Consider the following 15942-nt stretch of genomic DNA (forward strand, 5'->3'; position numbering starts at 1 on the left):
TGGACGATAGTCCGTATAAATATTTTTTCGATCAATAATAAACCAATTTAATAATGGCTGAGAAGATAAAAATTTTGTATGTAGATGATGAACCGGATAACCTTATTGGTTTTAAAGCTACGTTAAGAATGAACTACCAGGTGTTTGTTACCGATAAGATTGACGAAGCTTTTGCCATACTTGATCAGCATCCGGATATACGTGTTGTATTTTGCGATCAGCGTATGCCCGGCATGTCGGGCGCAGAGTTTTTTGAGGTAATGCGCCAAAAACACCAGTTGCCGGTACGCATATTGTTAACAGGGTATAGCGATGCCGAAGCCACCATAGCCGCCATTAATAAAGGCAACATATTCAGGTACGTTCAAAAACCCTGGAAGGAGCCTGATATACTATCGGCTATTGATGAGGCCGGCAAATTTTACATGGCTACCTCAATGTTAGCCGTAAAAAATAACGAGCTGCAAACAGCTTATGATGAGTTAAATAAGTTTGCCTACAGCGTTAGTCATGACATACGGGGCCCGCTTACAGGTATATTGGGTGCCATAAACGTGGCGCATGATATTGATGATATTGACGAGATGAAAGAAATGCTGTTGCTGATGGAAAAATCGATCAGTAAACTGGATAGCTACATCATCAACATGCACGATTATTACAGCCTGCAGCGCGGCGAATTAAAGATAGCGGAGATCAGTTTCGAGGAGTTTTTTAATGAACTGAAACCGCTTTACGAGGTAAGCGCCAAGGTTAATGATGTGGAGTTTGATATGAGCATTACACAAACGGAAACATTTAGAAATGACAGGGATCTGCTGAAGCTTATTTTTAATAACCTGCTTTCAAACGCTTTTAAATATCAGGACAAGCGTAAGATAAATAAGCGCGTTGAGGTTACTGTTGAAGTAAAGAATAATACGGCTACGGTTTGCGTAAAGGATACCGGTGTGGGCATTTTGGGTAACCATATAGGCGAGATATTTAACCTTTTTTATCGCGCAAACTCTCAGGAAGTAGGTTCAGGTTTTGGCTTATATAATGTAAAGGGAGCCCTGCTTAAACTTAACGGACAGATTGAAGTAAACTCTGTTATGGATCAGGGTACAACATTTAAAGTGACCATACCTTCATTGTAAATAACATATGGACTTATCGTTAATAGTTATTGATGAAAGTGACCTTGATTGCTTTATAGCGCAAAAGATCATTCAGCATACTTACAAAAACAGTGTGGTTAAATTGTATCATAACCCGCAAACGGCATTTGATGCAATACGCGCTAAAAGTGTGGGTATAAGCCTGCCTGCAATAATATTTCTTGATCTGCAGATGCCTATTATGAACGGGTTTGCATTTTTAGACGCATTTGAAAAACTGGCTGATGAAATAACCCGTCAGTACAAAATATTTATACTATCGTCTACCCGCAATAATAGTGATATTTCAAAAGGGTTATCGTACAAAACAGTGAGCGGGATAATTGAAAAACCGCTTACAAAGGAGAAACTTCAGGATATTATGCCGCAGCATGAAGTTCAATAATAATATTCAGGATAATAATTTTTGCCTCAGCATAAATTCAAGCTGGTCATTAGAGAGGGTAAGCTTTTCATTCATATCCTTTATTTCTATCTTTTCAAGATATTTTTGATACGCTTTTTGAATGGTAGCGTCTAATTCTTCCTCATTCCAGGGTTTGTTGAGGTAATGAAATATTTTACCCTTGTTTACTGCATCAATTACCGCGTTCATATCAGCATAGCCTGTTAGCAGGATACGCATCGGGTCAGGATATTTTTCTAATATATTTTCCAAAAACTGCACGCCTGTCATCTCCGGCATACGCTGATCAGTAACAATAACTTGTACAGGTTTTTCGGCAAGTATCTTCAATGCATCATCACCACTAATAGCAGTTAATACGTTGTATTTGAGGCGAAACACTGCCTTGAACGAGAACAGGTTATGCTCCTCGTCATCAACATATAATACGGTAATTTTTTTTGCAGACATCTTATCTAATTAACAGGGGTATCACTGATAATTTAATACATCAATCAGTACACAAAGTTAAAGTATTGGTAGTAATCGATAATTATTTATAATGAAATATTACAATTGCAAGGGGGATTATGTAAGAAAATAATCTTCCACCAGTATTCTTATGTTATCAGATGAGCATATTTTTAACGATAAGCTAACAGGCAGGTAATAGTTAAGCTAAACCTTTGCGTGCTATGAAAAATGTGCGTGCACTCAAGCAGGATTGCTTAATTACCTACAAAATGGTATACTACCAGTACCATCAAAAGGTATATGCTTTTGTTGCGCACAAAACCTCATCAGCCTACCTGGCGGAGGAGGTAACGCAATTAACTTTTATCAAACTTTGGGAAAAACGGCACCAGCTTTCGGACGAGTATAATATTGATGTGCAGTTATTCCGCATAGCACGCAACGCCATGATAGATGAATTGAGAAAGGATGCTGTACGTAATAATTTGATTAACCAGTTAGAGCGTGAAATAAACCAGCCTTACATCGATAATTTGGGTGATAGGGAAACACTGAAAAATGTTAACGATGCCATTGAAATGCTTCCGCCGGCACGAAAGATGATCTTTAAACTCAGCAGGTTCAATAATTTAACCAATGCCGAAATTGCCAGGATGCTATCCATATCAACCAAAACGGTTGAGAACCATATTACCCTTGCCATAAAACAACTTCGCAAATCAGCCATCAGTACCGCGTTTGTTTTTTTGCTGGATGCTTTATTAAATAATTGTTAAGCGTTGGGGGTTAAGCGCCCGGCTCCCGTATTGGGAGTATATGCATCCAACGGACGATCAGATAAAAAGATACTTTAACAGGCAATGCACAGCCGAAGAAGCCGAACAGGTTTACCAATACCTCACACAACATCCAGAGGTAGTTGAGCGGTTTTTAAGCTATGACGAATGGCTTGCCTTTACTACCGGCACACATCCTGATGGTAAAAAATCAGCGGATATGCTGGCCGCCATACTCTCAAAAATTAATGTTGAGCCAAAAAGGCAACCTGTTAAATTATGGCGATACATAAGCATAGCGGCAACAATATGTGTTTTTATCGGGCTGATGGTTTTCCAGCTTACACGCCCTCAGCCGCAGGGCCAACCATATGTAGTTTCAAAAACGCATGTTATCAACTGGCAAAATGCTACTAACCATGGCAACCGTGTTCAGCATATTAAACTGGATGATGGATCGGATGTTGCCCTGTCACCCGGATCATCTGTACGATATAAACTCCCCTTTAAAAACAAAAGCCGCGATATATACCTTACCGGCGTTGCACGCTTTAAGGTGGCTAAAGATAAAGCCCGTCCGTTCACCGTATTCTCGGGCGAAGTAGCTACTACTGCCCTGGGCACTGTTTTTACCATCACCGCCTGGCCGGCCGAAAAGATTACCCGTGTAAAATTACATTCTGGTAAGGTTAGGGTTATTAATACCACCAATGGTTTTGAGCCGCAATACCTGCTGCCCGGTAAGGAGCTGGTGTATAATAAAACCACCGGCAGTATAAATGTGCAAATTTTTAATGAGCAGCAGCTACCTGTTACTAAACCAGCGGCAACCATTGCAGGTACCATAAAGCTTACTGGCGATACGCTGCGCTTTGTTAACCAACCCCTGCCTGATGTATTTAACAAGCTTCAACAACTATACGGCGACAGCATAAACATAAAGGCCGATCTGAAAAAGTATCGTTTTACAGGCGATTTTAATATCGCTGCCGACTCACTGCCGGTAGTACTTTCAACCATAAGTACGCTTAACAAGCTGCAGGTAATAAAAACTGATAGCAGTTACACCATAAGTCCAATTAAAGTAAACAAGAAAAAATAATCATTTCATCACACGAAAAACCCACTCACTATGCTCAAAAATTACAAATTATGCTTTACAGTCAGTTTAAAAACAGCCATGCTGTTTTTGGTGACCCTGTTAAGCTTTACGATTGCCCGTGCGCAAACCGCGCCCTCTGCAACAGGTATCGTTAAGGATTCGACCGGGGTAGCCCTGCCCGGCGTAACCGTTAACGCGCAAAATACCAGTACAGGTACCGCTATTAATGCCGTTACTGATAAGGATGGCCTTTTTAACATCAATAACCTGCAAACCGGGGGTAATTATACTTTTACGTTTACTTATGTAGGCTACATTACCAAAACACTATCGGGCTACACGGCCACTGCCGGTAACAAAATATCGCTGGCGGTAATACTTAAAGAAGGTGCTACAGCTTTATCACAAGTAGTAGTAACGGGTTACGGCCGTTCAAGCAAGGCCGAGGTAACCGGTGCTATTACCTCGGTACAAGCCGAGGATTTTAACCGTGGGGTGATCAGCTCACCGGCGCAATTGCTTCAGGGTAAGGTACCGGGCCTTAACGTTACCCGCAGCGGTAACCCTAACGAAACGGGTTCTATTATTTTGCGTGGCCCGTCAACATTACGTGGCGGCGCTCAGGAACCATTTTATGTGATTGACGGTGTGCCCGGTGCGTCAATAGCGTTGCTTGCACCTGAGGATATCATGACGATGGACATTTTGAAAGATGCATCATCAACCGCTATTTATGGTTCACGTGCGGCAAACGGTGTAATTATGGTTACCACCCGCAAGGCCAAACCCGGCGAACCGCGTTTAAGCTACAGCGCTTATGCCGGTTTTGAAAAGGTATCAAACCAGATTGATGTACTTACCGGCGACGAACTACGTAAGTTTTTGGCTGATAACAACCGAAGCCTTAACCCGGTTGATAACAACGAAGGCGCTAATACCGATTGGCAAAAGGAGCTTACCCGCAGTGCTTTTTCACATAACCACAACCTGTCGTTAAGTGGTAATACGGGTAAAACGGCTTACAACGTGAGCATGAACTACCTTAAAAACCAGGGTATCATCAAGGATTCGGAAATGGAGCGTTTTATACTGCGTGCTAATCTCGATCAAAAGTATTTTAATGACCGCCTGCGCCTGAATGTATCAGCCGTTAATAGCATCACCTCAACCAGCGATATACCTGACGAGGTTTACCAAAACATGCTCACCTATTTACCAACAGTTAATGTGCGGCAGCCCGATGGCAGCTTTACCGAAAACTTTACCCGTACACGCGGCTATTTAAACCCGGTATCATTAGTCGATAATTCGGTACTTGATGGAAAGGTAAAAACCTTTTTAGGGAATGCTATGGCCGAGGCTAAACTGTTTGATGGGTTGAGGTATACAATCAGCGTATCCTACCAGGATGAGCAGAATAATAATAATGCTTATTACAACCGCGCGTCGGGTTTGGCACAGGGCTATAATGGTTATGCTTTGCGCAACAGCTATACAAACAACAAAAAAGTATTAGAGTCTTTTTTTAATTACGATAAAACATTTGGCGATCATGACGTGAAGTTACTGGCCGGTTATTCATGGCAGGAGGATAGGAACAATGATGGTTTCAGTACCTCGAACCGTAACTTTATTACCGATGCTTTAACCTATAATAACTTGAGCCTGGGTAACGCGCCTGCAGGCTCAACAATAGCTTATGATCAGGTAGCGCCGATATCAACACTCCGGCTGATCTCATTTTATGGCCGTGCGCAGTACAACTATAAGTATAAATATATGTTGCAGGCGTCGCTTCGCCGCGATGGTTCATCTGCCTTTGGTATTAATAATCGCTGGGGTTACTTCCCTGCCGTATCAGCCGGTTGGAATATCAGTAAAGAAAGCTTTATGGAAAACGTAAAGTTTGTAAATGATTTGAAGCTAAGGGCCGGTTACGGTAGCTCAGGCAATAGCTTAGGCTTTGACGCGTTTACACGCCTGTTGCTTTACCAAACCTCAACAACATCCCGTTTTTATTACAACGGCAACTTTATAAACGCTGTTGGTCCTGTGCAGAACCCCAACCCTGATTTGAAATGGGAGCGTACAGACATGACTAACATAGGTGTCGATTTCGGATTGTTCAACAATATTTTAACCGGTTCTGTTGATGTTTACGAAAAACGCACTTCTGATTTGATATGGAACTACAACGTATCAACCACGCAATATTTTGTAAACACGCTTACAGCTAACGCCGGTAAAATAAGCAACAAAGGTATAGAGGTTATGCTGTCAGCAAAGCCTTTTAATGGTAAAGATTTTAAATGGACAACCACACTTAATTTCTCGCATAATCGTAATGAGGTGGTATCGCTATCAAACGATGTGTTTACGCTGCCTTATTTGCAAACCGCTTATCTTGGCGGCAAGGGGCAGTCAGCCAACCCTTCGCAAATTGTGCAGGAAGGGTACCCGATAGGTACGTTCTTACTGGCACGTTACGCGGGAAAGGATGCTAATGGCGTTTCTCAGTTTTACAAGGCCGATGGCAGTGTAAGCAACCAGCCACCAGTTGTAGCTGATTTTACTATCGCAGGTAATGCACAGCCAAAGTTGCTATATGGCTGGAACAATAATTTTTCATACAAAAGCTTTGACTTTAGTTTCTTTTTACGTGGCGTTTACGGCAACAAAGTGCTGAATGCAACATTGGCTAACCTTAACAGCCCGTCTGACGCGGCTAACGTTAACATACCACGTTTTACTTTAGGCGAATCTCCTAATGATAATAATGCCTATATTCTTTCAGACCGTTATCTGGAAAGCGGCTCATACCTGCGTTTGGATAACGCCACACTGGGTTATACTTTAAAACTGAAAACTAAGTCGATCAACAGCCTGCGGTTTTATGCCACCGGTAATAATCTGTTTATCATTACTGATTATCGTGGTATTGACCCGGAAAGCAACATGGGCGGACTTAACCCCGGAGTTGATAACAACAATTTCTATCCTAAAACCAGATCGTTCCTTTTAGGTATGACCGTGAACTTTTAATCAGCAAAAACATGAAAAAGATACATTTATTTACTTTATTGTTAGCCGCCGCAATAACAGGCTGCACCAAGCTTGATACCGACGTTGAATCGCAGCTTACCCCTGGTAACTTTCCAACAAACCCTGAAAGTTTTATAGCGGCAACAGGCCCGGTTTACACGCAATTGCGTTCAATTTATGCTGTGGAATACTGGCGGATGCAGGAGTTATCAACCGATGAGGCTATTATACCGGCTCGCGATGGTAACTATGACGATGGCGGCCAGTACCGTTTTTTGCACCTGCATACCTGGGGCCCTGATCACCCGAATGTCCGTTCAAACTGGGAGTGGGGCTTTGGCGGTATAAACACCTGTAACCGCATTATCAGCTTATTTGAAGCCACGCCCGACAGTGACGATAAAAAGCGTGCAATTGCCGAAATGCGTACCATGCGAGCTTTATTCTATTATTTTATGATGGACCTGTACGGTAATATTCCACTGGTTACCAGCTTTCCGGTAACATCGCCGCCTAAAACCGCACCTCGTGCAGATATATTTGCTTTTATTGAGAAGGAATTAAAGGAGGTATTGCCAAACCTTAACCCTAACACCGGTACGTTTACCTACGGCCGCCCAACAAAGTGGATGGCGTTTACCCTGTTAGAAAAATTGTATTTAAACGCGCAATACTACACCGGTCAGCCTAAGTTTACCGAAACAGTAGCCATGGCAGACAGTGTTTTGAACGGTGCGAAAAGTATCTACTCCTTAGATGCTGATTACATGACCTTATTTGCACCAAATAATGGCCCGCAGATCAAGGAGACTATTTTCGCTATTCCGTATGATCCTAACGTGGCCGAAGGTAATCACTTCACCCGTTTTGGATTGCACACCGCGTTACAGGCTAAATACAACATTCCTTTCCGCCCGAGTATAGCGCTGAGTACCATTAAGGATTTTTATGTGAAATTTAACCTTACCGGTGATGTGCGTAACACTACCTGGCTGGCCGGTAAGCAGTATGAGAACAATGGTTCGCCGGTAATTATCAAATCAACCAAAAAAGGCGTTGATGCCAGTTATACAGGCAGCGATGGCTCTGCAGCGGTTGATTATCACCTTGATTTTACCCCTGAAATGCCGTTGGTAAGGCCAGCTACCATGGATGTGGGTAATGATGAGTTGGGAAAAGCCCGGGGAGTGCGCTCGATAAAGTTTTACCCTGACCCGAATGCAAATTCAAGCACACGTTACCAGGGTAATGATATGCCGGTGCTGAGGCTGGCCGATGTAATGATGATGAAAGCCGAAGCTATATTGAGGGGCGCTACTGCCACCACCGTAAATGGCGAACTGCAAACAGCCGATGTATTGGTAAATAAAATTCGTGCACGTGCCAAAGCTCCTTTGGTAACCGGTATTACACTTAACCAGTTGCTTGACGAACGTGCCCGCGAGTTTGCCTGGGAGGGCTGGCGCCGTAATGATTTGATACGCTTTGGTAAGTTTGAGGATGCCTGGGGCTTTAAAACCAATACCGATGTAAACAAACGTATTTACCCGGTACCAACCAGCGAGAAAGCGTTAAACCCTAACCTGACACAAAATCCGGGTTATTAATTATTTATATTGTTTTACTTATTGCCCGGCTTGTATACCGGGCAATATTTATTTTAGCATAGTATGAAAAAAATATTGACCCTGTTATCACTGCTTCTTGTGTTGAATGACACGCACGCTCAAACAAAAGATTATAAGGCCGAGTATGCAAAAGGCTATCGTGGTGGATATATTAAAGGGCAGGAGAGTATTGATGGTGCGCTTGAGTTTGCCGCAGTTGGTGATTTTGGCAGGGGAGGCGAGTATTTTCAAAAGGATATGGCCGCCAACTTGGCTAAAGCTGTTACAGGTGTTAATGCCGAATTTATTGTAGCCACAGGCGATAATATTTATCCTGATGGCGTACAAAGCGTGCACGACCCATTGTGGAACCTGTCGTTTGAGAATGTGTTTTATCAGTACCCGCTGCACCGGCCCTGGTATGCCGTGCTGGGTAATCATGATTATCACCAGAACCCGCAGGCCGAGGTTGATTACTCGCAGGTAAGCGGGCGCTGGAACATGCCTGCGCGCTACTATTCGTTTAAGCGCAAGGTTGGTGAAAATGCCGAGGCATTATTTGTTTTTATTGATACAAACCCGCTCGAACCATCGTCATACAACAGCTCATACCGTGATGAGTTGATCAGACAGGACAGCACGAAACAAAAGCAATGGCTGGAAAAGGTATTGGCAGATACCAGCTCAACCATAAAATGGAAAATAGTGATCGGCCATCACCCGCTTTACACCGCCGGTAATCGTGCGCTTAACAAGCCCGAGATGCGCTACGCGCTTGAAGCGTTGTTTGAAAAGTATAAGGTTAACGTATACTTATCAGGCCACGAACATCATTTGCAGTATTACCATCCGCCGCAAAAATTCACGCACCATTTTATCTCGGGTGCTGGCAGCGAGGCCAATGAGCAGTTAAAGCCACGTGGCCCTGTTGATTTTTTTGCTCCAATACAAGGCTTTATGATATTTTCGCTTACCCGGGATAAATTATTAATGCAGGCAATTGATCGTAGAGGACAAGTCTTAAAAAAACTTACAATAATACATTAGTTGGTGATCAACCTTTCGGTTTATAATAAATTCTGATGACCTAACCGAGAGATTTTTATTTGACGATCAGGTAAGGTTCTTAAAAAGAAGGTCTTGATCCTCTTAAAACAAATTATTACATATTGTACCTGATACCATTGTTGCTGCAAGTATTATATCAACTGTAAGCTCTCCGCATATGAGTGATAAAAGTTGAAGGCTTAGCCAGGGCGTGCCAAGACATTATCTATCGTGAATTTACTTTTTAATAAAATAAATTTCATATAAATCTAAATAATATCAAAAATTAATTACAACTATAAGCTTAGCGATGCAAACATAACCAGCCATCAATAGTTGTTGTCTGCAAAAGCATTAATGAACATAGGCATCATCGCTCACCTGAAACACCCGATACGTAAACCCTATATGGGAGGGCTTGAAGCCTTTACACATGATATTTGCCACCGTCTTAAAGCCCGCGGCCATCAGATCACCTTGTATGCAAGTGAACTTTCTGATCCGGACCTAAACGTGAAAGTAATCCTAAGCGATACAGATTACGACCGCGAGACATTCAGTCGTTTCCGTTCTCATGAACTAAGTGAAGATTTTATCTCTACCCATCACGCTTACCTGGAAACCATGCAGGACATTGATGGCCAGGGGCATGATGTTATTTTTAATAACAGTTTGAACTATGTTCCGATCACCATGGCTTCGCTGATACAGACACCTATGGTTACCGTTTTGCACACGCCACCTATATTTGAACTGAAAAGGGCAATGGCTCATGAGAAGAAGCTCGGGCAGATCAAATTTGTAAGTGTATCTAAGACCAATGCCGAGGCCTGGAAGCCTTTTTTAAAAGATTGCCAGGTGATTAATAATGGTGTGGATACGCAGACCTGGACCTTTAACGCTGAGCCAAGCGGTGGTTATGTAATATGGTTTGGTCGTATACATCCTGACAAAGGCACTCATCTGGCCATCAGAGCGGCTAAGGAGGCTGGGCGCAATATTAAGATCGCTGGTACTATAGCGGATCGTAATTATTACGATGTATATGTAGCGCCATTACTGGACGAAAACGTGGAAGTATTGGGCGCATGTGACCACGAGCAGCTAAACGACCTGATCGGAAACGCGGATGTAAGTGTGATCACGCCGTGCTGGGATGAACCCTTTGGTTTAGTGGTCGCCGAAAGCCTGGCCTGCGGCACTCCCGTAGCAGGCATATCAAGGGGAGCACTTCCCTATATCCTTTGTGAAGAAACCGGTTGCCTGACCACCAGTAATCGTACGGATGAGTTGGCACAATGCATCAATCAGGCTGCCAAGTTAAACCGCACCCGATGCAGAGAGCGGGCAGAACAAACGCTGGATGCGGAGCACATGGTTGATGCTTATGAAGCGCTTTTTAAAGAACTCATCAGTACGGAGGAGTTGACTAATGCCGGTTAATATCGGGTACTACGTGCACCATCATGGGTCAGGGCACGTTATGCGTGCGATCTCTATCAGCCGCGCCCTGCCGGATTGTACTATCACATTTTTAGGCAGCCGACTTGAAGAATATAAGAATCTGATGCCGGAAAATGTCAACTGCATTCATTTGCCGATGGATACGCCAGAAGCAGATGACGCAAATTTTATCCCGCTAAACCCTGTAGATGCACTTCACTATGCACCGTTAAATGTAAAAGGCATTCGGGATCGGAACCGGCTGCTGACTGAATTTTTCAGCAGCAATTATCCGCTTATACTTATCGTTGATGTTTCTGTGGAGATCGCGTTGCTGGCGAGGCTCTGCAGTGTTCCGGTCATTGTTGTTAGACAACATGGTAATCGTAATGACCCTGCTCACATGGCTGCCTACCAAAGTGCCAGCGCACTGCTTGCCCCGTACCATTTTAAAATGCAGCGGTCAGAGGCGGCATGGTTGACAGACAAGACGATCTTTGCAGGAGGATTTAGCCGCTATGCGACTGACGATATAAAGAATATTCAAGAAATTGATAATACGATCGCGATACTGACCGGCAGGGGCGGTACCAGTATCGACTTGAAATTCATAAACCACCTGGCAGATACCTGCAGATCATGGCGTGTTGAGGTGATCGGCATATTAAACGAAGATTACACGCAGTTGCCTGAGAATGTAGTGCTATATGGTCATCTGCCTGATCCTATTAAAATATTAAGGCGTGCCAAGATCGTTATCGGCAATGCCGGTCATAACAGCGTGATGGAAATGGCCTCGATGAATAAACGTTTCATTGTGATACCTGAGAAGCGCCCATTTGACGAGCAGATAGACAAGGCAGAGTTGTTGGAGGAATTGGGGCTCGCTACCGTTGTTCAGCCAAATCAGCTTTACGATACTAACTGGAAACGATTGCTTTCTGATACCACAAGATCGGTGCCTGACTGGCGGGACCTTATTGATAACGATGCCGTTGGCAGGGCTGCCGATGGTATTCTGTCCGTATACCGATCTATCTATGTTTAAGCTTCAAATTTTTTTGCCGATTGGATTTCGCCTTCGTCAGGCAGCCGTTGTAATTCCAGCTTATCGTTATCCCAAATAATATAGCCGTGCTCTTTGAATTTCCTGAGCCAACCTGTCATAGGCCATGTGTCCCATTTATCCTTAAATAACTTCGCGTTGGTTATAATTTCCCTGATGTGATTTAACGGAGGATCATAACTCGGATGGTATTGGTGATAGGCTACAGCTTGTACCCACTGGATAGGCACCTTATTGCTTCGCGCCGAAAATGAAAAATCGGTATCCTCACCGCCATAGCCTGTAAAGTTTGCATCAAAGCCGCCGATACGTTCAAAAGTTGATCTGGTACATCCGAAGTTTAGCGACCAGAACAATTCGTAGCTGATCTCTTTGTTAAAATCCCTTATCTGATCTGGTCTGCTTAGTATATCTAATTTATTAAACAGGTCGTCATCTTTACTCGCTTCCTTAGATAAATATCGGATTGGCCCGGTATAAAGCATATCGTTTGATGCAAATGCTGTTTTATATCTTTCGACCAGATCAATAGCAGGTATACAATCAACATCCAAAAAAATCATTAATTCGCAATGAGCTTTTTCAACCGCCATGTTTCTGGCCTCTGCCAATGGCAAATACCCCTCACGGTCAATCCGGTAAGTATTAATGGGAATGTTGAGAGATGGTAAATCCATGATCTCTTCGTTCATGAATATGATTACAATCTCATCTGGCTTTACGGTTAACCGACTTACACCTGCAAGTAGATTATGTAATGCTTCTTTTCTTTGATGTACTATAGTTAATAGTGAGATTGATCGCATAAGATAAATGATCATTTATAAAGCTTTTAAAAGCTGAATTGTTTAAGCATCATTCTAAATTTATTGATGACTTGATATATGTGATGTCGAAATAACCGTTTTAATATTTGCTTCGGATACCCCGCTACTAATGCGAATGCCCAGCACGTGGCTGGGCAAATCGTTCATTATGGTTAACATCGTATTCTGATCAATCAAATCAAGCTTTGCCGCCGCCATTTGCGCCGTAGATCTGTCCGGTCGAAAAGCTGGCATCACTGGCCGCTAATTGTACATAAATGGAGGCGAGCTCTACAGGTTGTCCGGGACGACCCAAAGCGGTCTGTCCGCCGAATTCTTTGAGCTTTTCCATGGTCGCTCCGCCGCTCACCTGCAACGGTGTCCAGATCGGGCCAGGCGCTACACCGTTCACACGAATACCTTTTGGCCCTAATTGTTTAGCCAGCGATTTTACATAATTCGAGGTCGCGGCTTTGGTCTGTGCATAGTCATACAGATCGCCTGATGGATCGGTAGCTTGTTCGGAGGTCGTACCGATGATCACCGAACCCGGTTTCAAATGCGGTAATGCCGCTTTGGTGGTCCAGAAAGGTGCGTATATATTGGTCTTCATGGTTGCGTCAAACGCTTCACTGGTAATATCCAGAATAGACTTCTGCGTTTGCTGCCTGGCAGCGTTGTTCACCAGGATGTCCAGCCCGCCTAATTGTTTAACAGCTTCGTCAACCAGTTTTTTACAAAAGGCTTCGTCGCGCAGGTCGCCGGGGATGGCAATGGCTTTTACGCCTTCCTTTTTCATCAAGGCGATTACCTCCTGCGCATCGGCTTCTTCGGTCGGATAATAATTGATGGCCACATCCGCGCCTTCACGGGCGTAGGCGATGGCTGCAGCACGGCCCATACCGGAATCACCACCGGTGATGAGCGCCTTGCGGCCTTTCAGTCTTCCCGAACCCTTATAGCTTATCTCGCCATGATCGGGTTTCGGTGTCATTTTGCTCGCCAATCCCGGCCACTCCTGCTTTTGCTCTTGAAATGGTGGTCTGGGGTATTTAGTGGTTGGGTCTTCCAATTTTACGTTTTCCATGGTTTTGTTATTTACGGCACCAAAGGCTGGGGCAAGAGCTGCTGCCGCCAGCGTGGTACCCAGGCCGGCGGCCATCTGCCGTCGGCTCATTTTATTTTTTTCGTCCATCTCAATCTTTCTTTTTCGGTGTTTTAGCGCCTTCCTTCCGGGCTTCGGAAAGTCCGATGGCGACAGCTTGTTTTTTGCTGGTTACTTTTTTTTCCGCTACCTGTGTTCAGGGTACTTCTTTTTCTTCGTGTAGCGCCTTATGGATATTGTCCTGGGCTTTTTCAGAATATTTAGCCATACTGAATGCCTTTGGCGAACAGTTTTGCCAGCTCTTTACCGATCCCGCTGGTACCACCGGTGATCGGGGCTGTTTTTTGATTTTCCATTAGTTCTCTATCTTTATGGGTTCTGTATTCTCGTTCTCTTTACGCTGTTCCCAGGGTTTCAAAACCACTTTCACACAATCCTCTTGTTTTTTATCAAAGATCTCGTAACCATGTGTCACTTCGCTGAGCGGTAAAGTGTGGGTAATGATATCGTCCAGGACAACTTTTTCAGTCTTCACCAGTTCGATCAGGTGGTCGATATAATTCAGTACCGGGGCCTGCCCCATTTTAAGGGTGATGCCCTTATCGAACAAGCGATGTAAGGGGAAGTTATCGTAGGTGGAACCATAGACACCCATAATGGATACGGTGCCCATGCGGCGTACGGCTTTGAAGGCAAGGTCGAGTACCTTCATACTGCCGACCTCGAAATTTATCAGCGCTTTGGCCTTGTCCACGATATTGCGTTCCGGCTCGAAACCGACCGCTTCCACACAAACATCGGCACCGCGGCCACCGGTCATTTCACGGATGGCTTCCACCACGTCTACTTCATTCGGGTTAAGGGTTTCAACATTGTTAACCTTTTTAGCTTTTTCGAGGCGATAGTTCAACGGGTCAATAGCGATAACACGACTGGCACCGTTCAGCCAGGCCGCCTTCTGCGCCATCAGGCCAACAGGGCCTGAACCGAATATGGCGACCACTTCGCCGCCTTTGAGCTGCGCCCAGTCGATAGCTGACCAGCCGGTAGGAAAAATATCGGTAAGGAAGAGTACCTGCTCATCGCTCATGTTCTCCGGAACGATGCGCGGGCTGATGTCGGCGTAAGGAACGCGGACATATTCGGCCTGCCCCCCGGAATAACCGCCGTACAGATCGGTATAGCCGAACAGGGCCGCGCCTTTCTGGTCGGCCATGTCGCCATTGGGGCCATAATGCTTGTAATTCGAATTCTCGCAAGCAGGTGATGCCTCGTGCTGGCAAAAGAAACAATGGCCGCAGGAGATCGGGAAAGGTACGACCACGCGGTCGCCTTTTTTCAGGTTCTTTACGCCTTTGCCGACTTCTTCGACGATGCCCATGAATTCGTGGCCCATCACCATCGGTTTGGGCTGTGGTACGCCGCCGCTCAGGATATGCAGGTCGGAACCGCAAATGGCCGTCGAGGTGACTTTCAGGATCACGTCGGAATCCGCTAATAAACGCGGGTCTTCTACAGTGTCATAGCGAATATCGCCGGGTTTGTGAAATACTGCTGCTTTCATAATAGATGTAAATATTGATGTATATGATTAACTTAAAAGAAAAAAATTTGTTTAATAATATTTGAGATAGCAAACACCTGACGCCTGGAGTTCGTATGGTGACATCGAATGATCATCAACTGATAGCTAACTGTAATAAGATTATCGTATCAAAATTGCTCGCCTTACCTAACGCTAAAAGGAATCAATAACATTTTATCGGAATAGTTGAAAAAAGCAATTCCTGCCTCAAAACCGCTTTTATCACTGCTGCATGGGTGGGCCGTGCGAGTTAAGGACTACTATTGGTGTGCGTTATTCGAACGCCTTCGTAAACAGATGAAAGTACAGAAGGCCATTGTAGCTATTGCTGAAAAATACTTAAG

General features: G+C 44.2%; 13 protein-coding genes and 1 pseudogene. 9 read left to right on the forward strand and 5 right to left on the reverse strand.

The genetic code is table 11. The features are described from left to right. Positions 1-53 precede the first annotated feature (53 nt). Together LJ707_RS10195 and LJ707_RS10200 are read left to right on the forward strand one after the other, a co-directional pair. Positions 54-1139 (forward strand): hybrid sensor histidine kinase/response regulator, encoded by a 1086-nt coding sequence (locus LJ707_RS10195; protein ID WP_228950708.1) that lies wholly within the window; start codon positions 54-56, stop codon positions 1137-1139. 7 nt (positions 1140-1146) lie between these two features. Next, entirely contained in the window at positions 1147-1545 is a 399-nt protein-coding gene (locus tag LJ707_RS10200; protein WP_228950709.1) for a response regulator, read from the forward strand. 6 nt (positions 1546-1551) lie between these two features. Here LJ707_RS10200 and LJ707_RS10205 read toward each other — a convergent pair whose 3' ends face one another. Then, positions 1552-2016 carry a response regulator gene (locus LJ707_RS10205; protein WP_228950710.1) on the reverse strand — a complete coding sequence of 155 codons (465 nt, stop codon included), beginning with the start codon at positions 2014-2016 and terminating at the stop codon, positions 1552-1554. A gap of 224 nt (positions 2017-2240) precedes the next feature. Here LJ707_RS10205 and LJ707_RS10210 point away from each other — a divergent pair, with 224 nt between their 5' ends. The 7 genes from LJ707_RS10210 to LJ707_RS10240 all read left to right on the forward strand — a co-directional run bounded on the left by LJ707_RS10210 (position 2241) and on the right by LJ707_RS10240 (position 12084). Then, a complete protein-coding gene (locus LJ707_RS10210) occupies positions 2241-2795 on the forward strand; it encodes an RNA polymerase sigma-70 factor (protein WP_228950711.1) in 555 nt (184 codons plus the stop codon). A gap of 40 nt (positions 2796-2835) precedes the next feature. Next, a complete protein-coding gene (locus LJ707_RS10215; RefSeq protein WP_228950712.1) occupies positions 2836-3897 on the forward strand; it encodes a FecR family protein in 1062 nt (353 codons plus the stop codon). Positions 3898-3927: 30 nt separating this feature from the next. Continuing rightward, positions 3928-6939 (forward strand): TonB-dependent receptor, encoded by a 3012-nt coding sequence (locus LJ707_RS10220; protein ID WP_228950713.1) that lies wholly within the window; start codon positions 3928-3930, stop codon positions 6937-6939. An 11-nt stretch (positions 6940-6950) separates the two neighbouring features. Continuing rightward, complete coding sequence (locus LJ707_RS10225) at positions 6951-8546, forward strand: RagB/SusD family nutrient uptake outer membrane protein (protein WP_228950714.1); 1596 nt, start codon at positions 6951-6953, stop codon at positions 8544-8546. A gap of 63 nt (positions 8547-8609) precedes the next feature. Further along, positions 8610-9593 (forward strand): metallophosphoesterase, encoded by a 984-nt coding sequence (locus LJ707_RS10230; RefSeq protein WP_228950715.1) that lies wholly within the window; start codon positions 8610-8612, stop codon positions 9591-9593. Between the two features lie 357 nt (positions 9594-9950). Continuing rightward, entirely contained in the window at positions 9951-11036 is a 1086-nt protein-coding gene (locus LJ707_RS10235; RefSeq protein ID WP_228950716.1) for a glycosyltransferase family 4 protein, read from the forward strand. Between the two features lie 403 nt (positions 11037-11439). After that, entirely contained in the window at positions 11440-12084 is a 645-nt protein-coding gene (locus tag LJ707_RS10240; RefSeq protein ID WP_228950717.1) for a glycosyltransferase, read from the forward strand. On the opposite strand, the gene LJ707_RS10245 is transcribed toward LJ707_RS10240, so the two are convergent. The 4 genes and pseudogenes from LJ707_RS10245 to LJ707_RS10255 all read right to left on the reverse strand — a co-directional run bounded on the left by LJ707_RS10245 (position 12081) and on the right by LJ707_RS10255 (position 15577). Further along, positions 12081-12923: a glycosyltransferase family 2 protein gene (locus LJ707_RS10245; protein WP_370632390.1), complete on the reverse strand. Its 843-nt coding sequence runs from the start codon at positions 12921-12923 to the stop codon at positions 12081-12083. The two genes, LJ707_RS10240 and LJ707_RS10245, sit on opposite strands and share 4 nt — an antisense overlap. A gap of 184 nt (positions 12924-13107) precedes the next feature. Then, positions 13108-14085 (reverse strand): SDR family oxidoreductase, encoded by a 978-nt coding sequence (locus tag LJ707_RS10250; RefSeq protein WP_304610899.1) that lies wholly within the window; start codon positions 14083-14085, stop codon positions 13108-13110. Positions 14086-14104: 19 nt separating this feature from the next. Beyond that, positions 14105-14179: pseudogene (locus tag LJ707_RS20310) on the reverse strand (DUF6496 domain-containing protein); the annotation flags it as partial. A gap of 189 nt (positions 14180-14368) precedes the next feature. Next, positions 14369-15577 (reverse strand): zinc-dependent alcohol dehydrogenase, encoded by a 1209-nt coding sequence (locus LJ707_RS10255; RefSeq protein WP_228950719.1) that lies wholly within the window; start codon positions 15575-15577, stop codon positions 14369-14371. Positions 15578-15942 lie beyond the last annotated feature (365 nt).

It is taken from the genome of Mucilaginibacter sp. UR6-1 (assembly GCF_020880975.1).
Lineage (GTDB): Bacteria > Bacteroidota > Bacteroidia > Sphingobacteriales > Sphingobacteriaceae > Mucilaginibacter.